Origin of the sequence: Enterobacter sp. MEB024, assembly GCF_030209635.1 — a bacterium.
GTDB classification, from domain to species: Bacteria; Pseudomonadota; Gammaproteobacteria; order Enterobacterales; family Enterobacteriaceae; genus Enterobacter; species Enterobacter ludwigii.
In genome coordinates, this window is sequence record NZ_JARVRQ010000010.1 from 103,070 (window position 1) to 128,290 (window position 25,221).

The following is a 25,221-nucleotide window of genomic DNA, read 5'->3' on the forward strand; positions in this document are numbered from 1 at the left end:
GGGGCAGGGAACACTGCTCCCAACAGGAATGTTTAAGAGGTATAACAAATGCAAGCTATTCCGATGACCTTACGTGGTGCCGAAAAACTGCGCGAAGAGCTGGATTTTCTGAAATCCGTTCGTCGCCCTGAAATCATCGCCGCTATCGCGGATGCGCGTGAGCATGGCGACCTGAAAGAGAATGCTGAATACCACGCGGCGCGTGAGCAGCAGGGCTTCTGTGAAGGGCGTATTAAAGATATCGAAGCAAAACTGTCCAATGCGCAGGTTATCGATATCACCAAAATGCCTAACAATGGCCGCGTCATTTTTGGTTCAACCGTTACCGTGCTGAACCTGGACAATGACGAAGAGCAGACTTATCGCATCGTGGGTGATGATGAAGCGGACTTTAAACAGAATCTGATTTCGGTGAACTCCCCGATTGCTCGCGGCCTGATTGGCAAAGAGCAGGATGATGTTGTCACTATCCGCACCCCGGGTGGCGAAGTGGAATACGAAATTATTAAGGTTGAATACCTGTAATTCGCATCTCGACTAAGATGTTGATACATTGTAAAGAAAAGAAAAAGGCCGCATAGCGGCCTTTTATCAACTCAAGGAGCGTGGCATTTTGCTCACCTGCTGACAGAAATCCCTCGTTTTACACAGAAAATGTGTTCGATTCAGGATATCCTTAGCGTGGCAGCGAGATTTTACGCTCTTTAGATGGGCGATAGAGCACCAGCGTTTTACCGATGACCTGTACATTACAGGCACCCGTTTCACGCACGATGGCTTCCACGATCAGGTTTTTAGTGTCTCGGTCTTCAGAGGCGATTTTCACCTTGATCAGCTCGTGGTGTTCCAGCGCTTGTTCAATCTCGGCAAGCACCCCTTCGGTCAAACCATTGTTGCCAAGCATGACTACAGGCTTGAGCGGATGTGCCAGACCTTTAAGGTGCTGTTTTTGTTTAGTACTCAGATTCATCGTATATTTTTGCTTACGTTGGGATTGAAAACGGTTCATTCTACCGCCATCTCCCTTATATCGCCAAATAGCTGCGTAGAAATTTACGTCACAGGCAAGTAACGATGAACCAGGACGGAAATGTTAAATGACAGGTAAAAAGCGTTCTGCCAGCTCCAGCCGCTGGCTTCAGGAACACTTTAGCGATAAATATGTTCAACAGGCACAGAAAAAGGGGTTGCGTTCCCGTGCCTGGTTTAAACTTGATGAAATACAGCAAAGTGACAAACTTTTTAAGCCGGGAATGACGGTTGTCGATCTCGGTGCAGCACCTGGCGGGTGGTCCCAGTATGCGGTTACGCAGATCGGCGGAACGGGCCGAATCATCGCATGCGACCTTTTACCAATGGATCCCATCGTCGGTGTCGACTTCCTTCAGGGCGACTTTCGTGATGAATTAGTGCTGAAAGCGCTACTTGAGCGTGTAGGTGATAGTAAGGTCCAGGTTGTCATGTCAGATATGGCACCAAATATGTGTGGAACACCGGCGGTGGATATCCCCCGCGCCATGTATTTGGTGGAGCTAGCGTTAGAAATGTGTCGTGATGTACTAGCGCCTGGTGGTAGTTTTGTTGTGAAGGTGTTTCAGGGCGAAGGTTTCGAGGAGTATCTTAAGGAAATTCGCTCCCTGTTTGCGAAGGTTAAAGTTCGTAAGCCGGACTCTTCCCGGGCCCGTTCCCGAGAAGTGTATATTGTAGCGACCGGGCGAAAATGATAACCCGCGTCTTTCAGACGAAAGTTTGAATGACACGGGATATAGAGTATCCTGACGCTGTTTTTAACACAGTTGTAATATGAGGTTAATCCCTTGAGTGACATGGCGAAAAACCTAATACTCTGGCTGGTCATTGCCGTTGTGCTGATGTCAGTATTCCAGAGCTTTGGGCCCAGCGAGTCGAATGGCCGCAAGGTGGATTATTCTACCTTCCTGCAGGAGGTCAATCAGGACCAGGTTCGCGAAGCGCGTATCAACGGACGTGAGATCAACGTTACCAAGAAAGATAGTAACCGTTACACGACTTACATCCCGGTGAACGATCCTAAGCTGCTTGATAACCTTCTGACCAAAAACGTCAAGGTGGTAGGCGAGCCGCCAGAAGAACCAAGCCTGCTGGCTTCTATCTTCATCTCCTGGTTCCCGATGCTGCTTCTTATTGGCGTCTGGATCTTCTTTATGCGTCAGATGCAGGGCGGCGGTGGCAAAGGTGCCATGTCGTTCGGTAAGAGCAAGGCGCGTATGCTAACGGAAGATCAGATCAAGACCACATTTGCCGACGTTGCAGGTTGCGACGAAGCAAAAGAAGAAGTGGGCGAACTGGTTGAATACCTGCGCGAGCCGAGCCGTTTCCAGAAACTGGGCGGTAAGATCCCGAAAGGCGTTCTGATGGTGGGGCCTCCGGGTACCGGTAAAACCCTGCTGGCGAAAGCCATCGCGGGTGAAGCGAAGGTGCCGTTCTTTACTATTTCAGGTTCTGACTTCGTTGAAATGTTCGTGGGTGTTGGTGCATCTCGTGTGCGTGACATGTTCGAGCAGGCCAAGAAGGCAGCACCGTGCATTATCTTCATCGATGAAATCGACGCCGTAGGCCGCCAGCGTGGCGCAGGCCTGGGCGGTGGTCACGATGAACGTGAACAGACGCTGAACCAGATGCTGGTTGAGATGGATGGCTTCGAAGGTAACGAAGGTATTATCGTTATCGCGGCGACTAACCGTCCGGACGTTCTTGACCCTGCGCTGCTGCGTCCAGGCCGTTTCGACCGTCAGGTTGTGGTTGGTCTGCCGGATGTACGTGGTCGTGAACAGATTCTGAAAGTTCACATGCGCCGCGTACCGCTGGCACCTGATGTCGACGCGGCAATCATCGCGCGTGGTACGCCGGGCTTCTCCGGTGCTGACCTGGCAAACCTGGTCAACGAAGCTGCACTGTTTGCTGCTCGCGGTAACAAACGCGTTGTGTCGATGGTGGAGTTCGAGAAAGCGAAAGACAAAATCATGATGGGTGCGGAACGTCGCTCCATGGTGATGACGGAAGCGCAGAAAGAGTCCACGGCTTACCACGAAGCCGGTCACGCGATTATCGGTCGCCTGGTGCCGGAACACGATCCGGTGCATAAAGTGACGATTATTCCGCGCGGTCGTGCGCTGGGTGTGACGTTCTTCCTGCCGGAAGGCGATGCCATCAGCGCCAGTCGTCAGAAGCTGGAAAGTCAGATTTCAACCCTTTACGGCGGTCGTCTGGCAGAAGAGATTATTTACGGTGCGGAACATGTTTCGACCGGTGCGTCCAACGACATTAAAGTCGCGACCAACCTGGCGCGTAACATGGTGACCCAATGGGGCTTCTCCGAGAAGCTGGGTCCCCTGCTGTATGCGGAAGAAGAAGGCGAAGTGTTCCTGGGCCGCTCCGTGGCGAAAGCGAAACACATGTCCGATGAAACCGCACGTATCATTGACCAGGAAGTGAAGCTGCTGATCGAGCGTAACTACAATCGCGCCCGTCAGATCCTGAACGATAACCTGGACATTCTGCATTCGATGAAAGATGCGCTCATGAAATATGAGACCATCGATGCTCCGCAGATTGACGACTTGATGGCTCGCCGCGAAGTGCGTCCGCCAGCGGGTTGGGAAGACCCAGGCGCTTCCAACAATTCTGACAACAATGGCACACCGCGTGCGCCGCGTCCGGTCGATGAACCGCGTACGCCGAACCCGGGCAACACCATGTCAGAACAGTTGGGCGACAAGTAAGTCACTGCTATTGAAGTCTATGTTTGCACCTCAAACCCTGGAGCTTGCTCCGGGGTTTTTCTTTTCTGTAAAACCATATTGATACCAGGGATTTGACCATGAAACTATTCGCCCAGGACTCGCATCTCGATCTCTCACATCCGCATGTGATGGGTATCCTGAATGTCACGCCTGACTCCTTCTCTGACGGCGGCACGCATAACACGCTTATCGAGGCTGTGAAACACGCAAATTTGATGATTAACGCGGGCGCCACCATCATTGACGTAGGCGGGGAATCGACGCGCCCTGGGGCGGCAGACGTTTCGGTTGAAGAAGAACTGGCGCGCGTGGTGCCTGTGGTTGAAGCTATCGCACAGCGGTTCGAGGTGTGGATCTCCGTCGATACGTCTAAACCTGAAGTGATCCGTGAAGTCGCGAGAGTGGGTGCTCACATCATCAATGATATTCGCTCACTGACGGAGCCTGGCGCACTGGAGGCGGCCGCGGAGACCGGGCTACCGGTTTGCCTGATGCACATGCAAGGACAGCCGAAAACCATGCAGGAAGCGCCAAAGTATGACGATGTTTATGCCGACGTAAATCGCTTCTTTATTGAGCATATTGCACGTTGTGAACGTGCGGGTATCGCAAAAGAGAAATTGCTGCTCGACCCGGGGTTCGGTTTCGGTAAAAATCTCTCTCACAATTATGAGCTGCTTGCGCGCTTATCGGAATTCCATCATTTCGACCTGCCATTGCTGGTTGGTATGTCGAGAAAGTCGATGATTGGTCAGTTACTGAATGTAGGGCCGAGCGAACGTCTGAGCGGAAGCCTGGCCTGCGCTGTAATTGCGGCGATGCAGGGCGCGCACATTATTCGTGTCCATGACGTTAAAGAAACAGTAGAAGCCATGCGTGTAGTGGAAGCTACACTGGCAGCGAAGGAAAACAAACGCTATGAGTAATCGTAAATATTTTGGTACCGATGGTATTCGTGGGCGCGTGGGTGATGCGCCAATCACCCCTGATTTTGTACTGAAACTGGGCTGGGCGGCGGGTAAAGTCCTTGCACGTCATGGCTCTCGTAAAATCATCATTGGTAAAGATACCCGTATCTCCGGGTATATGCTGGAGTCAGCGCTGGAGGCCGGTCTGGCTGCCGCGGGGCTTTCCGCTTCCTTCACTGGCCCAATGCCAACGCCTGCTGTGGCATATCTGACGCGTACTTTCCGTGCTGAAGCAGGGATTGTGATTTCGGCCTCGCATAACCCGTTTTATGACAACGGCATTAAATTCTTCTCCATCGACGGCACTAAGCTGCCGGATGAAGTGGAAGAGGCGATCGAAGCGGAGATGGAAAAAGAGATCACCTGTGTCGACTCCGCCGAGCTGGGCAAAGCGAACCGCATTGTCGATGCCGCGGGTCGTTACATCGAATTCTGCAAAGGTACTTTCCCGAACGAACTGAGCCTGGCCCATCTTAAAATTGTGGTGGACTGCGCCAACGGTGCGACCTATCACATTGCGCCGAATGTTTTCCGCGAACTGGGTGCGAACGTGATTACCATCGGCTGTGAGCCTGATGGCCTGAATATTAACGAACAGGTGGGGGCGACTGACGTTCGTGCTCTGCAGGCGCGCGTTCTGGCGGAAAAAGCCGATCTGGGCATCGCACTGGATGGCGACGGCGATCGCGTGATCATGGTCGATCACGAAGGTAATAAGGTCGACGGCGACCAGATCCTCTATATCATTGCGCGTGAAGGTCTGCGTCAGGGCCAGCTGCGCGGTGGTGCAGTAGGCACGCTGATGAGCAACATGGGTCTGGAGCTGGCGCTGAAACAGCTGGGTATTCCGTTTGTCCGTGCAAAAGTGGGCGACCGCTATGTGCTGGAAAAACTGCAGGAAAAAGGCTGGCGCATCGGGGCTGAAAACTCAGGCCACGTGATCCTGCTGGATAAAACCACCACCGGAGACGGTATCGTCGCTGCGCTGCAGGTTGTTGCCGCCATGGCGCGCAACCATATGAGCCTGCACGATCTCTGCAGCGGCATGAAAATGTTCCCGCAGATCCTGGTGAATGTGCGTTTCACCGCCGGTAAAGGCGATCCGCTGGAAAATGAAAATGTGAAAGCGGTGATGGCTGACGTTGAAGCAGCCCTGGGCAACCGTGGGCGTGTGCTGCTGCGTAAGTCTGGAACCGAACCGCTGATCCGCGTAATGGTGGAAGGCGAAGACGAGGCGCAGGTGAATGAATTTGCACACCGTATTGCGGATGCCGTAAAAGCTGCATAGTTTTTCACGTTAAGTGATTAAAAAGGCGGCGCTTGCCGCCTTTGTTTTGAGCAATTGATGGCTTTTTGCTGTTTTTTTCCGCAGTTGATACAATGCGTCAAAATTGCCCTTGCGAAGCACATTCGCTTTGGTTAGTATTCACACCCGCTTCAGTGGGAAACAAAAATCCTGCTAATTGGTCGAAGCATTGGTATGCGGCAAATCCGCAAGGAACAGGTTGATTATGTACGAAGCTCTTTTAGTTATTTTCCTTATTGTAGCCATCGCTCTCGTAGCGCTGATCATGCTGCAGCAAGGTAAAGGCGCTGATATGGGAGCCTCCTTCGGAGCAGGCGCTTCCGGTACGCTGTTCGGTTCAAGTGGTTCTGCGAACTTCATGACCCGCACAACGGCGATTCTGGCTACGCTGTTCTTCATCATCAGTCTGGCGCTTGGCAATATCAACAGCAACAAGACCAGCAAAGGAAGCGAGTGGGAAAATCTGAGCGCGCCAGCGAAAACTGAGCAGACTCAGCCAGCTGCACCGGCTAAGCCGACCAGCGATATCCCGCACTAAGTATTCAGTACCGAGGTGGTGGAATTGGTAGACACGCTACCTTGAGGTGGTAGTGCCCTAACGGGCTTGTGGGTTCGAGTCCCATCCTCGGTACCAATATTCCAGAAGAAAGACGTCGAAAGACGTCTTTTTTTTCGTCTGTAGATTTCGTCTGTAGAAGGGGCGTTTTCGTCGGCGGGTACGTTCGTGCCAGCGGGACCGGTTCTGTAGCGGTCGTAAAAAAGGCGCCCAGTGGGCGCCTTTTGCATTTCTGCGTAAGCATTACTTCTTAACGCTGTGCTCCAGGTTTTCAACCTGCGGCAGGCCATTACCGGCGCTTGCGGAGAGCAGGCCATTCTCAACGTAGTTGAACAGCTTCTCACGGGTATCGGTGATGTCCAGGTTACGCATGGTCAGCTGGCCAATACGATCGTCCGGAGAGAACACGGATTCACCTTTCTCCATGGTCAGACGCTCTGCTTTATAAGTCAGGTTGTCGGACACGGTGTTCAGAATCGAGTAGTCATTCCCGCGACGCAGCTCCAGCGTCACTTCGCCGGTGATCGCGCTTGCCACCCAACGTTGCAGTGCATCACGCAGCATCAGGGCCTGTGGGTCGAACCAACGGCCCTGGTACAGCAGTTTACCGAGCTGACGACCATGAGAGTGATACTGCTCGATGGTGTCTTCGTTGTGAATACCGGTCAGGAGACGTTCATAAGCGATGTGCAGCAGCGCCATCCCAGGGGCTTCATAGATGCCACGGCTTTTTGCTTCGATGATACGGTTTTCAATTTGATCGCTCATGCCCAGACCGTGACGGCCACCGATACGGTTAGCCTCCAGCATCAGTTCCACATCGTCAGAGAAGGTCTTGCCGTTCAGGGCAACCGGATGGCCGCGCTCGAAACGCACGGTAACTTCTTCCGCCTGGATTTTGACGTTTTCGTCCCAGAACTTCACACCCATGATCGGGTTAACGATCTTCACGCTGGAGTTCAGGAATTCCAGGTCCTTCGCTTCGTGCGTCGCACCCAGCATATTGGAATCGGTAGAGTAGGCTTTCTCAACGGACATCTTATAGTCGAAGCCACAGGCGATCATAAACTCGGACATTTCATGACGGCCGCCCAGCTCGTCGATAAAGTCGGTATCGAGCCACGGTTTATAAATCTGCAGCTCGGCGTTGGTCAGCAGGCCATAACGATAGAAACGTTCGATATCGTTTCCTTTATACGTACTGCCATCACCCCAGATGTTTACGCCATCTTCTTTCATGGCGGCAACCAGCATGGTACCGGTCACTGCACGGCCCAGCGGGGTGGTATTGAAATAGGTCAGGCCGCCGGTGGTATTATGGAAAGCACCACACTGAATAGCAGCAATACCTTCAGCGACCAGTTGCTTACGGCAGTCAATCAGGCGCGCGTTCTCTGCGCCATACTCTTTAGCGCGACGAGGGATTGCATCATAATCGTCCTCATCCGGCTGACCCAGGTTCGCAGTATATGCATACGGAACCGCTCCCTTCTGGCGCATCCACAGCAGTGCAGCGCTGGTATCCAGGCCGCCTGAAAAAGCGATGCCAATACGTTGTCCTACCGGAAGATGCTTGAGAATCGTCGTCATAAAATAAAACCCTGCTTGATTGACTGATTAAGAGACCGCTTTCGCTCTCGATGCATGTTTATGCAAAATAAGTGAGTATTCATTTAATCATCTTTTGTCGATGACCGGAAGAGACTCGTGCGTTTTTTGTAAAATTTTCCCTTTGTTTGACCTGGCGGAAACTGGCTTGACAGGTGGGGTTCACTATCAATATACTAAACGCCGATTTTACGTCCCGTCTTCGGTACCAAATCCCAGCATTATTTGCAAATTCTCTCCAAAACGCGTAGAATTTGCCACGTTTCAGGCGCGGGGTGGAGCAGCCTGGTAGCTCGTCGGGCTCATAACCCGAAGGTCGTCGGTTCAAATCCGGCCCCCGCAACCACTTTCCCATAAAGTTCTTTTTCAAATATACTGTGAAGACTTAGAGCCTTCGTAGCTGGATTTGAAAAAATTCTTTCGGAGAGTGCTCCAGGCCGCAGTTGCGGCTATAGGGTTCAGTTATCTAAAGCCCCGATTTATCGGGGTTTTTTGTTATCTGACTACAGAATAACTGGGCTTTACGCCCTTTTTTTATGTCTTGGGGGTGGGCTTGTCCACATTAGAGCAAAAATTAACAGAGATGATTACTGCACCGGTCGAAGCACTGGGCTACGAACTGGTCGGCATCGAATTCGTTCGCGGCCGTACATCGACGCTGCGCATCTATATTGATAGTGAAGATGGCATCAATGTTGATGATTGTGCTGATGTTAGCCACCAGGTGAGTGCGGTTCTTGATGTTGAAGACCCGATTACCGTTGCGTACAACCTGGAAGTTTCCTCACCCGGCCTCGATCGCCCGATGTTCACGGCCGAGCACTATGTGCGCTTTACCGGTGAAGAAGTGGCTCTCGTTCTGCGTATGGCCGTACAGAACCGCCGTAAATGGCAGGGAATTATCAAAGCCGTTGATGGTGAAATGATCACGGTTACAGTCGAAGGCAAAGATGAAGTGTTCGCGCTGAGTAATATCCAGAAGGCGAACCTGGTTCCCCACTTTTAACAGTCTGGATTGAGGTGAAAAGCCCGCGATGAACAAAGAAATTTTGGCTGTTGTTGAAGCCGTCTCCAACGAGAAATCACTGCCGCGTGAGAAGATTTTCGAAGCGCTGGAAAGTGCACTGGCTACAGCAACCAAGAAAAAATACGAACAAGAGATCGATGTTCGCGTAGAAATCGATCGTAAAAGCGGTGACTTCGATACATTCCGTCGTTGGGTAATCGTTGAAGAGGTGACCCAGCCGACGAAAGAGATCACCCTGGAAGCGGCGCGTTTTGAAGACGAAAGCCTGAACGTGGGTGACTATGTTGAAGATCAGATTGAATCTGTCACCTTCGACCGTATCACCACGCAAACCGCAAAACAGGTTATCGTCCAGAAAGTCCGTGAAGCTGAGCGTGCGCTGGTTGTTGATCAGTTCCGCGATCAGGAAGGTGAGATCATTACCGGCGTGGTGAAGAAAGTAAACCGCGACAACATCTCTCTGGAAATCAAATCTGAAGGGCTGCCAGGTAACGCTGAAGCCGTTATCCTGCGTGAAGACATGCTGCCGCGTGAAAACTTCCGCCCGGGTGACCGTATTCGTGGCGTTCTGTATGCCGTACGCCCTGAAGCGCGTGGTGCACAGCTGTTTGTGACCCGTTCCAAGCCAGAGATGCTGATTGAACTGTTCCGTATCGAAGTACCGGAAATCGGCGAAGAAGTTATCGAGATTAAAGCGGCTGCCCGCGATCCGGGTTCACGCGCGAAAATCGCGGTGAAAACCAACGACAAGCGTATCGACCCGGTCGGTGCTTGCGTAGGTATGCGCGGTGCGCGTGTTCAGGCGGTTTCTACCGAACTGGGCGGCGAGCGTATCGATATCGTCCTGTGGGACGACAACCCGGCGCAATTCGTGATTAACGCAATGGCTCCGGCGGATGTGGCGTCTATCGTTGTTGACGAAGACAAACACACCATGGATATCGCTGTTGAAGCGGGCAACCTGGCGCAGGCAATCGGCCGTAACGGTCAGAACGTACGCCTGGCGTCACAGCTGAGCGGCTGGGAACTCAACGTAATGACCGTTGATGACCTGCAGGCTAAGCATCAGGCTGAAGCCCATGCGGCGATCGATACCTTCACGAAATACCTGGATATTGACGAAGATTTCGCCACTGTTCTGGTTGAAGAAGGTTTCTCTACCCTTGAAGAACTGGCCTATGTGCCAATGAAAGAGCTGCTGGAAATCGACGGTCTTGATGAAGCCACCGTTGAAGCCCTGCGTGAACGCGCTAAAAACGCACTGACCACCCTGGCACTGGCTCAGGAAGAAAGCCTTGGCGATAAGAAGCCGGCTGATGACCTGCTGAATCTGGAAGGTCTTGATCGTGCGATTGCGTTCAAGCTGGCTGCCCGTGGTGTTTGTACGCTGGAAGATCTCGCTGAGCAAGGCGTTGATGACCTGGCCGATATCGAAGGTTTAACCGACGAGAAAGCCGGCGAACTCATCATGGCCGCACGTAATATTTGCTGGTTCGGCGACGAAGCGTAATAAACTGTAGCAGGAAGGAACAGCATGACTGATGTAACTGTAAAATCGCTGGCTGCTGAGATTCAGACCTCCGTGGACCGCCTGGTACAGCAATTTGCTGATGCAGGGATCCCGAAGTCCGCTGATGACTCGGTGAACGCGCAAGAAAAACAAACCTTGTTAGCGCACCTGAACCGTGAACACGGTTCGACGCCTGACAAGCTGACGCTGCAGCGCAAAACGCGTAGCACGTTGAATATCCCTGGTACCGGTGGTAAAAGCAAATCGGTACAAATTGAAGTCCGCAAGACACGCACCTTTGTAAAACGTGATCCGCAAGAGGCAGAACGCCTTGCTGCGGAAGAGCAGGCACAGCGTGAAGCGGAAGAACAAGCTCAGCGTGAGGCAGAAGCGACTGCCAAGCGTGAAGCAGAATTAAAAGCTGAACGTGAGGCCGCAGAAAAAGCGAAACGCGACGCAAGTGATAAAGTGAAGCGTGAAGCTGCGGAAAAAGACAAAGTGAGCAATCAACAGACCGACGAAATGACAAAAACCGCCCAGGCTGAAAAAGCCCGCCGTGAAAATGAAGCTGCCGAGCTGAAGCGTAAAGCGGAAGAAGAAGCCCGCCGCAAGCTTGAAGAAGAAGCTCGCCGTGTAGCTGAAGAAGCGCGCCGTATGGCTGAAGAAAACGAGAAGAACGGTGTGAACCCTGCTGAAGCGTCTGAAGACACCAGCGATTATCACGTCACCACTTCTCAGCATGCGCGCCAGGCAGAAGACGATAACGACCGTGAAGTTGAAGGTGGTCGTGGCCGTACTCGCAGCACCAAAGCTGCTCGCCCAGCCAAAAAAGGCAACAAGCACGCTGAATCTAAAGCTGACCGTGAAGAAGCACGTGCAGCGATCCGCGGTGGTAAAGGCGGCAAGCGTAAAGGTTCCGCACTGCAGCAGGGCTTCCAGAAGCCAGCTCAGGCTGTTAACCGTGACGTAGTGATTGGTGAAACCATCACCGTTGGCGATCTGGCCAACAAAATGGCGGTTAAAGGTTCTCAGGTCATCAAAGCGATGATGAAACTGGGCGCAATGGCCACCATCAACCAGGTTATCGACCAGGAAACTGCGCAACTGGTAGCCGAAGAGATGGGCCACAAAGTTATCCTGCGTCGTGAAAACGAGCTGGAAGAAGCAGTAATGAGCGACCGTGACACCGGTGCAGCGGCAGAACCGCGCGCGCCTGTAGTGACCATCATGGGTCACGTTGACCACGGTAAAACCTCTCTGCTCGACTACATTCGTTCGACGAAAGTGGCCTCCGGTGAAGCGGGTGGTATTACCCAGCACATCGGTGCGTACCACGTAGAAACCGACAACGGCATGATCACCTTCCTGGATACCCCGGGCCACGCAGCGTTTACCTCTATGCGTGCTCGTGGTGCTCAGGCAACGGATATCGTTGTACTGGTTGTTGCTGCAGATGACGGCGTGATGCCACAGACCATTGAAGCTATTCAGCACGCGAAAGCGGCGCAGGTGCCTCTGGTGGTTGCAGTGAACAAGATCGATAAGCCAGAAGCTGACATGGATCGCGTTAAAAACGAACTCTCCCAGTACGGTGTTATGCCGGAAGAGTGGGGCGGTGAAGCGCAGTTCATCCCAGTATCTGCGAAAGCCGGTACCGGTATCGACGACCTGCTGAACGCTATCCTGCTGCAGGCTGAAGTTCTGGAGCTGAAAGCGGTTCGTAAAGGTATGGCGAGCGGCGCGGTTATCGAATCCTTCCTGGATAAAGGTCGTGGTCCGGTTGCAACCGTTCTGGTTCGTGAAGGTACGCTGCATAAAGGCGATATCGTCCTGTGTGGTTTCGAATACGGTCGTGTTCGTGCGATGCGTAACGAACTGGGCCAGGAAGTTCTGGAAGCAGGTCCGTCCATTCCAGTGGAAATCCTGGGCCTGTCCGGTGTGCCGGCTGCGGGTGATGAAGTGACCGTCGTACGTGACGAGAAGAAAGCGCGTGAAGTTGCACTGTATCGTCAGGGCAAATTCCGTGAAGTTAAACTGGCTCGTCAGCAGAAATCTAAACTCGAGAACATGTTTGCGAACATGACCGAAGGCGAAGTTCACGAAGTGAACATCGTTCTGAAAGCCGACGTTCAGGGTTCTGTGGAAGCGATCTCCGACTCCTTGCTGAAACTGTCTACTGACGAAGTTAAAGTGAAGATCATCGGTTCTGGCGTAGGGGGTATCACCGAAACCGACGCCACCCTGGCTGCTGCATCCAATGCAATCCTGGTCGGCTTCAACGTACGTGCTGACGCGTCTGCACGTAAAGTGATTGATGCTGAAAGTCTGGATCTGCGTTACTACTCCGTCATCTATAACCTGATCGACGAAGTGAAAGCTGCGATGAGCGGCATGCTGTCTCCAGAGCTGAAACAGCAGATCATCGGTCTGGCTGAAGTGCGTGACGTGTTCAAATCACCGAAATTTGGTGCGATCGCGGGCTGTATGGTTACCGAAGGTATCATCAAACGTCACAACCCAATCCGCGTACTGCGTGACAACGTGGTTATCTACGAAGGCGAGCTGGAATCCCTGCGCCGCTTCAAAGATGACGTTAACGAAGTCCGTAACGGCATGGAATGTGGTATCGGCGTGAAGAACTACAACGACGTTCGCGTTGGCGACATGATCGAAGTGTTCGAGATCATCGAAATTCAGCGTACGATTGCTTAATCATCGATGCAGGCCGGGTAAGCAAAGCGCCACCCGGTAATAATTTTAAAAGGGGCTTTTTGCCCCTTTTTTGTCTGGAGAATTTATTATGGCGAAAGAATTTGGTCGCCCGCAGCGCGTAGCGCAAGAAATGCAGAAAGAGATCGCCCTCATCCTGCAACGTGAAATTAAAGATCCACGCGTGGGTGTGATGACCACCGTGTCCGGCGTGGAAATGTCCCGCGACCTGGCGTATGCCAAAGTGTTCGTGACCTTCCTGAACGATCAGGACGAAGCCGCGGTAAAAAACGGCATTAAAGCGCTGCAGGAAGCCTCTGGCTACATCCGCTCTCTGCTCGGCAAAGCGATGCGTCTGCGTATCGTGCCTGAGCTGACCTTCTTCTACGACAACTCTCTGGTCGAAGGTATGCGCATGTCCAACCTGGTGACCAGCGTGGTGAAACATGACGACGAACGTCGTGTTAACCCAACGGACGACAGCAAGGAGGACTAATGAGTCGTCCTCGTCGTCGCGGTCGCGACGTGCATGGTGTGCTGCTGCTGGATAAACCCCAGGGCGCTTCCAGCAACGACGTGCTGCAAAAAGTTAAGCGTATTTTTAACGCCAACCGTGCGGGCCACACGGGCGCGCTCGATCCGCTGGCGACCGGCATGCTGCCGATCTGCCTGGGGGAAGCGACAAAGTTTTCCCAGTACCTGCTGGACTCCGATAAGCGCTATCGGGTCATCGCCCGATTAGGCCAGCGCACTGACACCTCCGATGCCGATGGTCAGGTGGTAGAAGAGCGTCCGGTGACCTTCAGCGCGGAGCAACTTGATGCTGCGCTGGAAAGTTTCCGTGGCGACACGCTGCAGGTACCGTCAATGTATTCGGCGCTGAAGTACCAGGGTAAAAAACTGTACGAATATGCACGCCAGGGCATTGACGTTCCTCGTGAACCCCGTCCGATTACCGTGTACGAACTGCTCTTTATTCGTCACGAAGGCGATGAGCTGGAGCTGGAAGTTCACTGTTCGAAAGGCACCTATATTCGTACCATCATTGACGACCTGGGTGAAAAGCTGGGTTGCGGTGCGCACGTGATTTACCTGCGTCGCCTGGCTGTCAGCACGTACCCGGTTGAGCGAATGGTGACCCTTGAACATCTGCGCGAGTTGGTTGAGCAGGCGGAAGCGCAGGAGATTGTGCCGGCCGATTTGCTCGATCCGCTGCTGATGCCAATGGACAGCCCGGCGGCCGATTTCCCGGTTGTTAATCTTCCTTTAACATCCTCCGTTTACTTTAAGAACGGAAACCCGGTTCGTACCACCAGTGCTCCTTCTGAAGGTCTGGTACGCGTGACCGAGGGGGATGAAGGTAAGTTTATCGGCATGGGTGAAATGGATGGCGAAGGGCGCGTCGCGCCGCGTCGCCTGGTCGTTGAGTATCCGGTAGAAGCCTGATAGCGATAACGGCTCGCCTTGCGATAAGCAGGGGAGACGAGTAGAATATCGCGGCTTAACGTTCGGCAAATTGTTTAACATATTGCGGGACGTATACTGGGATTGCTGAATTAGAGATCGGCATCCTTACATTCTTTATATTCTGGAGTTTGAAAATGTCTCTAAGCGTTGAAGCTAAAGCTAAAATCGTTTCTGAGTTTGGTCGTGGTACTAACGACAGCGGTTCTACCGAAGTTCAGGTTGCACTGCTGACTGCACAGATTAACCACCTGCAGGGTCACTTTGCAGAGCACAAAAAAGATCACCACAGCCGTCGTGGTCTGCTGCGTATGGTTTCTCAGCGTCGTAAACTGCTCGACTACCTGAAACGTAAAGATGTTGCACGTTACTCCGCGCTGATCGAGCGTCTGGGTCTGCGTCGCTAAGTCTTGCGAGTTTCAGAAAAGGGGGCCTGATGGCCCCTTTTTTCAACCAGACGGCAGCAATTCACTGGAAACTATTGTATTGTTGCTATAAATGATCTTCATTGCAGAGGTTCGCGCGGCTAATGAGAGGCTTCACCCATGGGGGTGTTGGTTGTCATTAGTCGCGAGGATGCGAAGAAGGTCGGGTTAAATCGTCAGCACACCGGTGGTGTGCTGTCATACATTTAAGAAAGGACAGAACTTTGCTGAATCCGATCGTTCGTAAATTCCAGTATGGTCAACACACCGTCACGCTGGAAACCGGCATGATGGCACGTCAGGCTACTGCTGCCGTTATGGTAAGCATGGATGACACTGCGGTATTCGTAACCGTAGTTGGCCAGAAAAAAGCAAAACCAGGTCAGGACTTCTTCCCGCTGACCGTTAACTACCAGGAGCGTACCTACGCTGCCGGTAAAATCCCGGGTGGCTTCTTCCGTCGTGAAGGCCGTCCAAGCGAAGGCGAAACCCTGATTGCGCGTCTGATTGACCGCCCGGTTCGTCCGCTGTTCCCGGAAGGCTTCGTGAACGAAGTGCAGGTTATCGCGACCGTTGTTTCCGTTAACCCACAGGTTAACCCGGATATCGTTGCGATGATCGGTGCTTCCGCGGCCCTGTCACTGTCTGGTATTCCATTCAATGGCCCAATCGGTGCTGCACGCGTTGGTTATATCAACGACCAGTACGTGCTGAACCCAACGCAGGAAGAGCTGAAAGAAAGTAAGCTGGACCTGGTTGTTGCTGGTACTGAAGCGGCTGTGCTGATGGTTGAATCCGAAGCGGAACTGCTGAGTGAAGACCAGATGCTGGGCGCGGTGGTCTTTGGCCACGATCAGCAGCAGATCGTTATTCAGAACATCAACGATCTGGTTAAAGAAGCGGGCAAACCACGTTGGGACTGGCAGCCTGAAGCAGTCAACGACGCGCTGAATGCACGCGTTGCTGCGCTGGCTGAATCTCGTCTGAGCGATGCTTATCGCATCACCGACAAACAGGAGCGTTATGCTCAGGTTGACGTGATCAAAGACGAAACTATCGCAACGCTGATTGCTGAAGACGAAACGCTGGATGCTAACGAGCTGAGCGAAATTCTGCACGCTATCGAGAAAAACGTGGTTCGTAGCCGCGTCCTGGCGGGTGAGCCGCGTATCGATGGCCGCGAAAAAGACATGATCCGTGGTCTGGACGTGCGTACTGGCGTTCTGCCACGTACTCACGGTTCTGCACTGTTCACCCGTGGCGAAACGCAGGCGCTGGTTACCGCGACCCTGGGGACAGCACGTGACGCGCAGAACATCGACGAACTGATGGGCGAGCGTACTGACAGCTTCCTGTTCCACTACAACTTCCCTCCATACTCCGTAGGTGAAACCGGTATGGTAGGTTCCCCTAAGCGTCGTGAAATTGGTCACGGTCGTCTGGCGAAGCGTGGTGTGCTGGCAGTGATGCCGGATGCTGACAAATTCCCGTACACCGTTCGTGTGGTTTCTGAAATCACCGAATCTAACGGTTCTTCTTCCATGGCTTCCGTGTGTGGCGCATCTCTGGCGCTGATGGATGCAGGCGTGCCAATCAAAGCCGCCGTTGCGGGTATCGCAATGGGCCTGGTGAAAGAGGGCGAGAACTTTGTTGTTCTGTCTGACATTCTGGGCGACGAAGACCACCTGGGCGATATGGACTTCAAAGTTGCGGGTTCCCGTGACGGTATCTCTGCGCTGCAGATGGATATCAAAATTGAAGGTATCACCAAAGAGATCATGCAGGTTGCGCTGAACCAGGCTAAAGGTGCTCGTCTGCACATCCTGGGCGTGATGGAACAGGCGATCAACGCGCCACGTGGCGACATTTCTCAGTTCGCTCCGCGTATCCACACCATCAAGATCAATCCAGACAAGATCAAAGATGTTATCGGTAAGGGCGGTTCCGTTATCCGTGCTCTGACCGAAGAGACTGGCACCACTATCGAAATCGAAGATGACGGTACGGTGAAAATTGCAGCGACCGACGGCGAGAAAGCGAAATTCGCTATTCGTCGCATCGAAGAAATTACTGCAGAAATCGAAGTGGGCCGTATCTACAATGGTAAAGTGACCCGTATCGTTGACTTTGGCGCGTTCGTTGCCATCGGTGGCGGTAAAGAAGGTCTGGTTCACATCTCTCAAATCGCTGACAAGCGCGTTGAGAAAGTGACCGATTACCTGCAGATGGGTCAGGAAGTCCCGGTTAAAGTTCTGGAAGTTGACCGCCAGGGCCGTATCCGTCTGAGCATTAAAGAAGCAACCGAGCAGTCTCAGCCGGCTGCTGCGCCAGAAGCATCGGCAGCAGAACAGCAAGGCGAGTAAGTTGCATTTGCCCTCCGCTTCGGCGGAGGGCCTATTATCAGGCAGGACGCCTTGTTAAGCCGCCGGGGGACAGGACGTTCATCCAATAGTTGTCTTCGGGAGTGGGAAATGAAGCCTTTTTTGCGCTGGTGTTTCGTTGCGACAGCTTTAACGCTGGCAGGATGCAGCAACTCTGCCTGGCGTAAGAGCGAAGTCCTCGCAGTGCCATTGCAACCGACTTTGCAGCAGGAAGTGATTCTGGCACGCATGGAACAAATTCTTGCCAGTCGGGCTTTAACCGATGACGAACGCGCACAGCTTTTATATGAGCGCGGAGTGTTGTATGATAGTCTCGGTCTGAGGGCATTAGCGCGGAATGATTTCTCACAAGCGCTGGCAATCCGACCTGATATGCCTGAAGTATTCAATTACTTAGGCATTTATTTAACGCAGGCAGGCAATTTTGATGCTGCCTATGAAGCGTTTGATTCTGTACTTGAGCTTGATCCAACTTACAACTACGCGCACTTGAATCGCGGTATCGCCCTGTATTACGGCGGTCGTGATAAGTTAGCGCAAGATGATCTGCTGGCGTTTTATCAAGACGATCCTAATGATCCTTTCCGCAGTCTGTGGTTATACATCGTTGAGCAGAAGCTCGATGAGAAGCAGGCAAAAGAAGCACTGAAACAGCGCTTCGATAAATCGGACAAGGAACAGTGGGGATGGAACATTGTCGAGTTCTACCTGGGCAACATTAGCGAAGCAACGCTGATGGAACGCCTCAAGGCGGACGCAACGGATAACACCTCGCTCGCTGAGCATCTCAGTGAAACCAACTTCTATTTAGGTAAGTACTACCTAAGTCTGGGGGATAAGGACAGCGCTACGGCACTGTTCAAATTAGCGGTTGCTAACAACGTACACAACTTCGTTGAGCACCGTTATGCATTGTTGGAATTATCGCTCTTGGGCCAGGAGCAAGACGACCTGGCAGAATCGGACCAGCAATAGCTGACGACATAAACATCAGCCCGTAATCTTTTGATTGCCATCACCTTAACTGGTGAGGGCGTTGTTGTTCGTCAATACATCTACTTTGAGCCGGTTCACACTTTTCAATGAAAATTGCTAATCATTTTCACGATGAGCTAAGTAGACTGGCCGCCATTGACATTGAGGCACTCGTACTACATGGCTGAATTCGAAACCACTTTTGCAGATCTGGGCCTGAAGGCTCCTATCCTTGAAGCCCTTACCGATCTGGGTTACGAAAAACCATCTCCGATCCAGGCAGAATGTATCCCACATCTGTTGTCTGGTCGTGACGTGCTGGGCATGGCCCAGACTGGTAGCGGCAAAACCGCAGCGTTCTCGCTGCCGCTGCTGCACAACATCGATCCGGAACTGCGTGCACCGCAGATCCTCGTCCTGGCTCCAACCCGTGAACTGGCTGTTCAGGTTGCAGAAGCTATGACTGATTTCTCTAAACATATGCGCGGCGTAAACGTGGTGGCCCTGTACGGTGGCCAGCGTTATGACGTGCAGTTACGTGCCCTGCGCCAGGGTCCACAGATTGTTGTCGGTACGCCGGGCCGTCTGCTGGATCACCTGAAGCGCGGTACCCTTGACCTCTCTAAACTGAGCGGTCTGGTACTGGATGAAGCAGATGAAATGCTGCGTATGGGCTTCATCGAAGACGTAGAAACAATTATGGCGCAGATCCCGGAAGGTCATCAGACCGCTCTGTTCTCTGCAACCATGCCAGAAGCGATTCGTCGCATTACCCGCCGCTTCATGAAAGAGCCGCAGGAAGTGCGCATTCAGTCCAGCGTGACTACTCGCCCTGACATCAGCCAGAGCTACTGGTCTGTATACGGTATGCGTAAAAACGAAGCGCTGGTTCGTTTCCTGGAAGCGGAAGATTTTGATGCGGCGATTATCTTCGTTCGTACCAAAAACGCGACCCTGGAAGTGGCTGAAGCGCTGGAGCGTAGCGGCTACAACAGCGCAGCGCTGAACGGTGACATGAACCAGGCTCTGCGTGAGCAGACGCTGGAGCGCCTGAAAGACGGTCGTCTGGATATCCTGATTGCAACCGACGTGGCAGCACGTGGTCTGGACGTTGAGCGTATCAGCCTGGTTGTTAACTACGATATTCCAATGGACTCCGAATCCTACGTTCACCGTATCGGTCGTACCGGTCGTGCGGGTCGTGCAGGTCGTGCGCTGCTGTTCGTTGAGAACCGCGAGCGTCGTCTGCTGCGTAACATTGAACGCACCATGAAGCTGACCATTCCAGAAGCGGAACTGCCAAATGCAGAACTGCTGGGCAAACGCCGTCTGGAAAAATTCGCCGCGAAAGTCCAGCAGCAGCTGGAAAGCAGCGACCTGGACCAGTATCGTGCGCTGCTGGCACAGATTCAGCCTACCGCTGAAGGCGAAGAGCTGGATATGGAAACACTGGCCGCAGCACTGCTGAAAATGGCACAGGGCGAACGTACCCTGATCGTGCCACCAGATGCACCGATGCGTCCTAAGCGTGAGTTCCGTGACCGTGACGAGCGTTTCGAACGTCGTGGCGACCGTAACGATCGTGGTCCACGTGCTGACCGTCCAGAGCGCAGTGGCGAAGAGCGTCCACGTCGTGAGCGTCGTGACGCTGGCGAAATGGAACTGTACCGCATTGAAGTGGGCCGTGATGATGGTGTTGAAGTTCGTCATATCGTTGGCGCGATCGCTAACGAAGGCGACATCAGCAGCCGTTACATCGGTAACATCAAGCTGTTCGCATCTCACTCTACCATCGAGCTGCCAAAAGGCATGCCGGGCGAAGTACTGCAGCACTTTACTCGCACCCGCATCCTGAACAAGCCGATGAACATGCAGCTGATGGGCGATGCCCAGCCACGTACTGACCGTGGTGGCGAACGTCGTGGCGGTGGTCGTGGTTTCGGTGGCGAACGTCGTGAAGGCGGTCGTAGCGAAGGCAACCGCGCTGGCGCAGGCGAAGGTCGTCGTTTCTCTGGCGAGCGTCGCGAAAGCCGCGGCCCACGTCGTGAAGAAGGTACCGCTCGTCGTCGTTTCGGTGACGCGTAAGTCTTTCGTTTCTGACGTAAAGTAATCTATACAGCCCCGATAAACACAATCGGGGCTTTTTTTATTCCTTTTGTACTCTTGTACTGGTACAGTGCTGCGCATTAACATGCATAACCGCATTATTGACTGGAGAAAAGGCTGTATGGCGACACTTACCACCACCCAAACGTCACCTTCGCTGCTTGGCGGCGTGGTGATCATCGGCGGAACCATCATTGGTGCCGGGATGTTCTCCCTGCCTGTGGTTATGTCCGGTGCGTGGTTCTTCTGGTCGCTGGCGGCACTGGTGTTTACCTGGTTCTGTATGCTTCATTCCGGGCTGATGATCCTCGAAGCCAACCTGAACTACCGCATTGGCTCCAGCTTCGACACCATCACTAAAGACCTGTTAGGCAAAGGCTGGAACCTGGTTAATGGCCTCTCCATTGCCTTTGTGCTCTACATCCTGACTTACGCGTACATCTCAGCAAGCGGCTCTATTCTGCATCACACATTCTCGGAGTTGTCGCTGAACGTGCCGGCAAGAGTGGCGGGCTTGTGCTTCGCGCTGGGCGTCGCGTTTATCGTCTGGATGAGCACCAAAGCGGTGAGCCGCATGACGGCGATTGTGCTGGGCGCGAAGGTGATCACCTTCTTCCTGACCTTCGGCAGCCTGCTTGGGCACGTTACGCCGGCCACGCTATTCAACGTGGCGGAGACGAATACCGCTTACACGCCGTACCTGCTGATGACCCTGCCGTTCTGTCTCGCATCATTTGGTTACCACGGTAATGTGCCGAGCCTGATGAAGTATTACGGTAAAGATCCCCGCACGATTGTGAAGTGCCTGATCTACGGCACGCTGCTGGCGCTGGCGCTGTACGTGATTTGGCTGCTGGGGACGATGGGCAATATCCCGCGTCCTGAATTTATCGGCATTGCGCAGAAGGGCGGTAACATTGATGTGCTGGTACAGGCGCTGAGCGGCGTACTGAACAGCCGCAGTCTGGATCTGTTGCTGGTGGTGTTCTCTAACTTTGCCGTCGCGAGCTCTTTCCTCGGCGTGACGCTGGGCCTGTTTGACTACCTGGCCGATCTGTTTGGTTTTGATGATTCTGCTATGGGGCGCTTTAAAACCGCGCTGCTGACTTTCCTGCCACCGATTGTTGGCGGTCTGCTGTGGCCGAATGGTTTCCTCTATGCCATCGGCTATGCCGGGCTGGCGGCGACCATCTGGGCGGCGATTGTGCCTGCGCTGCTGGCACGCAAATCACGTAAACGCTTCGGCAGCCCGAAATTCCGCGTCTGGGGCGGAAAGCCGATGATTGCGCTGATTCTGGTGTTCGGTATTGGCAACGCGCTGGTGCATGTCCTGTCGAGTTTTAACCTGCTGCCGGTGTATCAGTAACACCGCCTGTTCCCCTCTCCCGACGGGAGAGGGGAACAAACCGCGCTAACCTGACACTTCCTCTTTCACCTGCATCGCCAGGTCAAACGAATGCAAGCGTGCCTGATGATCGAAAATCTGGCCGTTAACCATAATTTCATCCGCCTGTGTCTCACGCAGCACCGCCTCCAGCCCGTGACGCACTTTTGCCTTATCCCCCACCAGCGACATGCTCAGCGCCTGCTGAACGCCATACTGTTCGGATGCCGACCACAGCTGATGCATATTCTCCACCGGCGGCGGCAGCTGGCCGGTCTCACCGCGACGCAACTTCACAAAAGCCTGTTGCATGGAGGTGAACAGGAATTCCGCATCGCGATTGCTGTCGGCGGCAACGATGTTGATGCACACCATCGCATACGGTTTTTCCAGACGCTCTGAAGGTTTGAAGTTTGTGCGATAGAGGTGAAGCGCCTGATGGAGCATATCTGGCGCGAAGTGTGAGGCAAAGGCGAACGGCAGCCCCAGCTGCGCGGCAAGCTGCGCGCTGTACAGGCTTGAGCCCAGCAGCCATACCGGGATCTTCTCACCGTAGCCTGGCACCGGGCGCACGTGCGGGTTAGGGTCACGCGCGTCAAACCAGTCCACCAGTTCAGCCACATCGCGCGGGAAGTTATCGATGTCGCCGCTCATATGGCGACGCAGGGCGCGCATGGTCGGCTGGTCGCTGCCCGGCGCACGGCCAAGACCCAGGTCGATACGGCCAGGATAGAGAGTATTCAGCGTACCAAACTGCTCGGCAATCACCAGCGGGGCGTGGTTCGGCAGCATCACGCCACCGGAGCCAAGATGCAGCGTGGTGGTGTTCGCCGCCAGGTAACCAATCAGCACGGAGGTCGCGGCACTGGCGATACCAACCATATTGTGGTGCTCAGCCAGCCAGTAACGGTGATAACCGCGTTTTTCTGCCAGGCGAGCGAGATCGAGAGAGTGGGTAAAGGCTTCTCGTGCTGAGGACCCTTGAGGGATCGGTGCCAGATCCAGCACCGAAAACGGAATGGTTTTATCAGTCATAACAGCTCACTTTGTCGACGGTGAATCTTTTAATAGTGCATTAAAATTTAATAACCGTTGTTAACAAAGTGAGCTTTTACATTTCTTCTTCAGCCCTGTAACACCAGCCCGGGGAGGCGTTTCCAGTAGCCGTTACAGTCGCTGTTAGCGGTTAACGGCAGCGGAGCATCACCGTTTTCATTGGCGCGGAAGGCATCCAGCATGGCGAATACGCCCGTATCCACCGGTGACAGGCGCACCATGTCGACCAGACCGTTCATCGACGCCAGTTCATTGCCGAGGTTATACACATAGCCGCTCATGGTCTGGATACCGTTCAGGACGAACACCTGCTGATTTTCCTGCGACAGCATGCTGCGCCCGTTCGGGTACTTGATGCAGCAGGTTTCACACTCGTCTTTCGGACGGTCTTCAGAGCGGGCGGTGAAGCAGCGGGCAGAATAGGCCAGCGGCAGATGACCATAGCTCAGCACTTCCACCTCAAACTGATTGCGAATGCCCAGCGTTTCACACTGGTTGAGCAGGTTGGCCAACCAGTCGCGCGAGAGTTCGACCGGCATGCACCAGCGCGTCATTCCCTGTTTAAGCAGCAGGCGCAGCGTCACGGCGTTATAGCAGTTCAGCGCATGGCCTGCGACAAACGGCAGCCTGCGTTCGGCGCACATGTTCACTACGCCCAGATCGCTGGCTTCCAGCAGGAATTCACCGTTCTCTACGTAGCGTTTGAGTTCACCCAGTTCGGAGGAGGCCTGGACGAGGGCGAGCGTTGAGAGCACCACCTGTTTACCGCTTCCGGCGAGGCTTTTCGCCATATCCAGCCAGTCGCCCACTTTGGTGGCGCGGCGCTTGCTGCATACCGCTTCACCGAGGTAAATCACATCTGCGCTGCTGGTCGCGGCCTGGTGGTAAAAATCTTCCAGCGTCTCTTTTGGCCAGTAGTAGAGCACCGGCCCTAATGAATATTTCATGATTATCTCACTGCCATTTACGGTGATACGCGCCAAGCGTGGTTTGTGTACCCTCGGACATCGCACCGAGTGTCTCCATCCACGCCGGTTGCGGTGCGTAGTTCTGCGGGTCTGCCATGCAGCGATCGATAGCCTGGCGCCAGACTTTCGCCACCTGGCTGACGTACGCCGGGCTGCGCTGGCGGCCCTCAATTTTCACCGAGGCGATATTGGCGGCCAGCAGTTCTGGCAGCAGTTCCAGCGTATTAAGGCTGGTTGGCTCTTCCAGCGCGTGGTAACGCTCACCGTCTACCAGATAGCGGCCTTTGCACAGCGTCGGGTAACCGGCATTTTCGCCGTCCTGATAGCGGTCAATCAGCACGTCGTTCAGGCGCGATTCCAGCCCCTGCGGCGTTTGTTGCCAGCGAACAAAGCGGGCGGGCGAGCAGGCCCCAACGGTATTGGGGGACTCGCCGGTTAAATAGGAAGAGAGATAGCAACGGCCTTCGGCCATGATACACAGGCTGCCGAAGGCAAAAACTTCCAGTGGTACTGGCGTGACGCGCGCGAGTTGCTTAACCTGATGAATAGAGAGCACGCGTGGCAGCACCACGCGGGCAACATCAAAGTGACGATGATAAAAACGCACCGCCTCTTCGTTAGTGGCAGATGCCTGAACGGAGACGTGACGCTCAATATGAGGATAGCGTTCTGCCGCATACTCAAGCATAGCGAGGTCGGCGAGGATCAGCGCATCGGCGCCCAGCTGTGCTGCCATATCCACCGCGCGTTGCCAGCGGGCGTAGCCATCAGGATGGGCGAAGGTATTGATGGCGATATGCAGTTTGCGGCGGTGCTGGTGGACGAAGGTAACGGCTTCCTGAAGCTTTTTCTCCGTAAAGTTGAGGCCAGCAAAATGGCGGGCGTTGGTATCATCTTTCAGCCCGATATAGACCGCATCGGCCCCATTTTCGATGGCCGCCTTAAGCGCCGGAAGATTTCCGGCTGGGCAGAGCAGCTCCATAATTTATCCTGATG

Annotated in this window: 22 protein-coding genes and 2 tRNA genes; 19 read left to right on the forward strand and 5 right to left on the reverse strand. The window is 53.7% G+C overall.

What is annotated here, in order from left to right; translation table 11 throughout:
* Nucleotides 1–48 precede the first annotated feature (48 nt).
* A complete protein-coding gene (greA, locus tag QRN24_RS16690; protein WP_014171793.1) occupies nucleotides 49–525 on the forward strand; it encodes a transcription elongation factor GreA in 477 nt (158 codons plus the stop codon).
* Between the two features lie 151 nt (nucleotides 526–676).
* On the opposite strand, the gene yhbY is transcribed toward greA, so the two are convergent.
* A complete protein-coding gene (gene yhbY, locus QRN24_RS16695; protein ID WP_003861814.1) occupies nucleotides 677–970 on the reverse strand; it encodes a ribosome assembly RNA-binding protein YhbY in 294 nt (97 codons plus the stop codon).
* 127 nt (nucleotides 971–1,097) lie between these two features.
* On the opposite strand from yhbY, the gene rlmE reads away from it, so the two are divergent.
* From rlmE to QRN24_RS16725, 6 genes are all read left to right on the forward strand, one after another.
* Nucleotides 1,098–1,724: a 23S rRNA (uridine(2552)-2'-O)-methyltransferase RlmE gene (gene rlmE, locus QRN24_RS16700; protein ID WP_014171792.1), complete on the forward strand. Its 627-nt coding sequence runs from the start codon at nucleotides 1,098–1,100 to the stop codon at nucleotides 1,722–1,724.
* A gap of 102 nt (nucleotides 1,725–1,826) precedes the next feature.
* Nucleotides 1,827–3,761 carry an ATP-dependent zinc metalloprotease FtsH gene (gene ftsH / locus QRN24_RS16705; protein WP_025202925.1) on the forward strand — a complete coding sequence of 645 codons (1,935 nt, stop codon included), beginning with the start codon at nucleotides 1,827–1,829 and terminating at the stop codon, nucleotides 3,759–3,761.
* 98 nt (nucleotides 3,762–3,859) lie between these two features.
* Nucleotides 3,860–4,708 (forward strand): dihydropteroate synthase, encoded by an 849-nt coding sequence (folP, locus tag QRN24_RS16710; protein ID WP_020883535.1) that lies wholly within the window; start codon nucleotides 3,860–3,862, stop codon nucleotides 4,706–4,708.
* The gene (gene glmM, locus QRN24_RS16715) at nucleotides 4,701–6,038 is read left to right on the forward strand and encodes a phosphoglucosamine mutase (RefSeq protein WP_014171789.1); all 1,338 of its coding nucleotides are present in this window, start codon (nucleotides 4,701–4,703) and stop codon (nucleotides 6,036–6,038) included. Before folP ends, glmM begins: the two co-directional genes overlap by 8 nt.
* A 223-nt stretch (nucleotides 6,039–6,261) precedes the next feature.
* The gene (gene secG / locus QRN24_RS16720) at nucleotides 6,262–6,594 is read left to right on the forward strand and encodes a preprotein translocase subunit SecG (RefSeq protein WP_020883537.1); all 333 of its coding nucleotides are present in this window, start codon (nucleotides 6,262–6,264) and stop codon (nucleotides 6,592–6,594) included.
* Nucleotides 6,595–6,603: 9 nt separating this feature from the next.
* Nucleotides 6,604–6,690, forward strand: a tRNA-Leu gene (locus tag QRN24_RS16725).
* Nucleotides 6,691–6,855: 165 nt separating this feature from the next.
* On the opposite strand, the gene argG is transcribed toward QRN24_RS16725, so the two are convergent.
* Nucleotides 6,856–8,202, reverse strand: a complete 1,347-nt coding sequence (argG, locus tag QRN24_RS16730; protein ID WP_020883538.1) for an argininosuccinate synthase — start codon at nucleotides 8,200–8,202, stop codon at nucleotides 6,856–6,858.
* 287 nt (nucleotides 8,203–8,489) lie between these two features.
* On the opposite strand from argG, the gene QRN24_RS16735 reads away from it, so the two are divergent.
* From QRN24_RS16735 to mtr, 12 genes are all read left to right on the forward strand, one after another.
* Nucleotides 8,490–8,566, forward strand: a tRNA-Met gene (locus QRN24_RS16735).
* 207 nt (nucleotides 8,567–8,773) lie between these two features.
* Nucleotides 8,774–9,226, forward strand: coding sequence for a ribosome maturation factor RimP (gene rimP / locus QRN24_RS16740; protein ID WP_014833432.1), 453 nt, complete (start codon nucleotides 8,774–8,776; stop codon nucleotides 9,224–9,226).
* 28 nt (nucleotides 9,227–9,254) lie between these two features.
* Nucleotides 9,255–10,757: a transcription termination factor NusA gene (nusA, locus tag QRN24_RS16745; protein WP_014171785.1), complete on the forward strand. Its 1,503-nt coding sequence runs from the start codon at nucleotides 9,255–9,257 to the stop codon at nucleotides 10,755–10,757.
* 24 nt (nucleotides 10,758–10,781) lie between these two features.
* Entirely contained in the window at nucleotides 10,782–13,469 is a 2,688-nt protein-coding gene (infB, locus tag QRN24_RS16750; protein WP_014171784.1) for a translation initiation factor IF-2, read from the forward strand.
* Between the two features lie 88 nt (nucleotides 13,470–13,557).
* Nucleotides 13,558–13,962 carry a 30S ribosome-binding factor RbfA gene (gene rbfA / locus QRN24_RS16755; protein WP_014171783.1) on the forward strand — a complete coding sequence of 135 codons (405 nt, stop codon included), beginning with the start codon at nucleotides 13,558–13,560 and terminating at the stop codon, nucleotides 13,960–13,962.
* The gene (gene truB / locus QRN24_RS16760) at nucleotides 13,962–14,912 is read left to right on the forward strand and encodes a tRNA pseudouridine(55) synthase TruB (RefSeq protein ID WP_284942888.1); all 951 of its coding nucleotides are present in this window, start codon (nucleotides 13,962–13,964) and stop codon (nucleotides 14,910–14,912) included. The genes rbfA and truB overlap by 1 nt, the downstream gene beginning before the upstream one ends.
* Nucleotides 14,913–15,067: 155 nt before the next feature.
* Nucleotides 15,068–15,337: a 30S ribosomal protein S15 gene (gene rpsO / locus QRN24_RS16765; RefSeq protein ID WP_013098914.1), complete on the forward strand. Its 270-nt coding sequence runs from the start codon at nucleotides 15,068–15,070 to the stop codon at nucleotides 15,335–15,337.
* A gap of 242 nt (nucleotides 15,338–15,579) precedes the next feature.
* Nucleotides 15,580–17,718 carry a polyribonucleotide nucleotidyltransferase gene (pnp, locus tag QRN24_RS16770; RefSeq protein WP_014171780.1) on the forward strand — a complete coding sequence of 713 codons (2,139 nt, stop codon included), beginning with the start codon at nucleotides 15,580–15,582 and terminating at the stop codon, nucleotides 17,716–17,718.
* Nucleotides 17,719–17,826: 108 nt separating this feature from the next.
* Nucleotides 17,827–18,711 carry a lipoprotein NlpI gene (gene nlpI / locus QRN24_RS16775; RefSeq protein ID WP_013098912.1) on the forward strand — a complete coding sequence of 295 codons (885 nt, stop codon included), beginning with the start codon at nucleotides 17,827–17,829 and terminating at the stop codon, nucleotides 18,709–18,711.
* A gap of 107 nt (nucleotides 18,712–18,818) precedes the next feature.
* Complete coding sequence (gene yrbN, locus QRN24_RS22740; RefSeq protein ID WP_100122156.1) at nucleotides 18,819–18,899, forward strand: protein YrbN; 81 nt, start codon at nucleotides 18,819–18,821, stop codon at nucleotides 18,897–18,899.
* The gene (locus QRN24_RS16780) at nucleotides 18,892–20,796 is read left to right on the forward strand and encodes a DEAD/DEAH family ATP-dependent RNA helicase (protein WP_020883539.1); all 1,905 of its coding nucleotides are present in this window, start codon (nucleotides 18,892–18,894) and stop codon (nucleotides 20,794–20,796) included. The genes yrbN and QRN24_RS16780 overlap by 8 nt, the downstream gene beginning before the upstream one ends.
* A 142-nt stretch (nucleotides 20,797–20,938) precedes the next feature.
* Nucleotides 20,939–22,183 (forward strand): tryptophan permease, encoded by a 1,245-nt coding sequence (gene mtr / locus QRN24_RS16785; protein ID WP_020883540.1) that lies wholly within the window; start codon nucleotides 20,939–20,941, stop codon nucleotides 22,181–22,183.
* Between the two features lie 45 nt (nucleotides 22,184–22,228).
* Here the strand turns inward: mtr and QRN24_RS16790 are convergent, their stop codons facing one another.
* From QRN24_RS16790 to ubiU, 3 genes are all read right to left on the reverse strand, one after another.
* The gene (locus QRN24_RS16790; RefSeq protein WP_032679044.1) at nucleotides 22,229–23,236 is read right to left on the reverse strand and encodes a luciferase-like monooxygenase; all 1,008 of its coding nucleotides are present in this window, start codon (nucleotides 23,234–23,236) and stop codon (nucleotides 22,229–22,231) included.
* A gap of 89 nt (nucleotides 23,237–23,325) precedes the next feature.
* Complete coding sequence (locus tag QRN24_RS16795; RefSeq protein WP_020883542.1) at nucleotides 23,326–24,204, reverse strand: U32 family peptidase; 879 nt, start codon at nucleotides 24,202–24,204, stop codon at nucleotides 23,326–23,328.
* A 7-nt stretch (nucleotides 24,205–24,211) separates the two neighbouring features.
* Nucleotides 24,212–25,207, reverse strand: coding sequence for a ubiquinone anaerobic biosynthesis protein UbiU (ubiU, locus tag QRN24_RS16800; RefSeq protein ID WP_020883543.1), 996 nt, complete (start codon nucleotides 25,205–25,207; stop codon nucleotides 24,212–24,214).
* Nucleotides 25,208–25,221: the final 14 nt, after the last annotated feature.

What these genes read in the sequence shown, in the direction of transcription:
- greA (WP_014171793.1), top strand. Translation starts at nt 49, where the DNA reads ATGCAAGCTATTCCGATGACCTTACGTGGTGCCGAAAAACTGCGCGAA.
- yhbY (WP_003861814.1), bottom strand. Translation starts at nt 970, where the DNA reads ATGAATCTGAGTACTAAACAAAAACAGCACCTTAAAGGTCTGGCACAT.
- rlmE (WP_014171792.1), top strand. Translation starts at nt 1,098, where the DNA reads ATGACAGGTAAAAAGCGTTCTGCCAGCTCCAGCCGCTGGCTTCAGGAA.
- ftsH (WP_025202925.1), top strand. Translation starts at nt 1,827, where the DNA reads ATGGCGAAAAACCTAATACTCTGGCTGGTCATTGCCGTTGTGCTGATG.
- folP (WP_020883535.1), top strand. Translation starts at nt 3,860, where the DNA reads ATGAAACTATTCGCCCAGGACTCGCATCTCGATCTCTCACATCCGCAT.
- glmM (WP_014171789.1), top strand. Translation starts at nt 4,701, where the DNA reads ATGAGTAATCGTAAATATTTTGGTACCGATGGTATTCGTGGGCGCGTG.
- secG (WP_020883537.1), top strand. Translation starts at nt 6,262, where the DNA reads ATGTACGAAGCTCTTTTAGTTATTTTCCTTATTGTAGCCATCGCTCTC.
- argG (WP_020883538.1), bottom strand. Translation starts at nt 8,202, where the DNA reads ATGACGACGATTCTCAAGCATCTTCCGGTAGGACAACGTATTGGCATC.
- nusA (WP_014171785.1), top strand. Translation starts at nt 9,255, where the DNA reads ATGAACAAAGAAATTTTGGCTGTTGTTGAAGCCGTCTCCAACGAGAAA.
- infB (WP_014171784.1), top strand. Translation starts at nt 10,782, where the DNA reads ATGACTGATGTAACTGTAAAATCGCTGGCTGCTGAGATTCAGACCTCC.
- rbfA (WP_014171783.1), top strand. Translation starts at nt 13,558, where the DNA reads ATGGCGAAAGAATTTGGTCGCCCGCAGCGCGTAGCGCAAGAAATGCAG.
- truB (WP_284942888.1), top strand. Translation starts at nt 13,962, where the DNA reads ATGAGTCGTCCTCGTCGTCGCGGTCGCGACGTGCATGGTGTGCTGCTG.
- rpsO (WP_013098914.1), top strand. Translation starts at nt 15,068, where the DNA reads ATGTCTCTAAGCGTTGAAGCTAAAGCTAAAATCGTTTCTGAGTTTGGT.
- nlpI (WP_013098912.1), top strand. Translation starts at nt 17,827, where the DNA reads ATGAAGCCTTTTTTGCGCTGGTGTTTCGTTGCGACAGCTTTAACGCTG.
- yrbN (WP_100122156.1), top strand. Translation starts at nt 18,819, where the DNA reads ATGAAAATTGCTAATCATTTTCACGATGAGCTAAGTAGACTGGCCGCC.
- QRN24_RS16780 (WP_020883539.1), top strand. Translation starts at nt 18,892, where the DNA reads ATGGCTGAATTCGAAACCACTTTTGCAGATCTGGGCCTGAAGGCTCCT.
- mtr (WP_020883540.1), top strand. Translation starts at nt 20,939, where the DNA reads ATGGCGACACTTACCACCACCCAAACGTCACCTTCGCTGCTTGGCGGC.
- QRN24_RS16790 (WP_032679044.1), bottom strand. Translation starts at nt 23,236, where the DNA reads ATGACTGATAAAACCATTCCGTTTTCGGTGCTGGATCTGGCACCGATC.
- QRN24_RS16795 (WP_020883542.1), bottom strand. Translation starts at nt 24,204, where the DNA reads ATGAAATATTCATTAGGGCCGGTGCTCTACTACTGGCCAAAAGAGACG.
- ubiU (WP_020883543.1), bottom strand. Translation starts at nt 25,207, where the DNA reads ATGGAGCTGCTCTGCCCAGCCGGAAATCTTCCGGCGCTTAAGGCGGCC.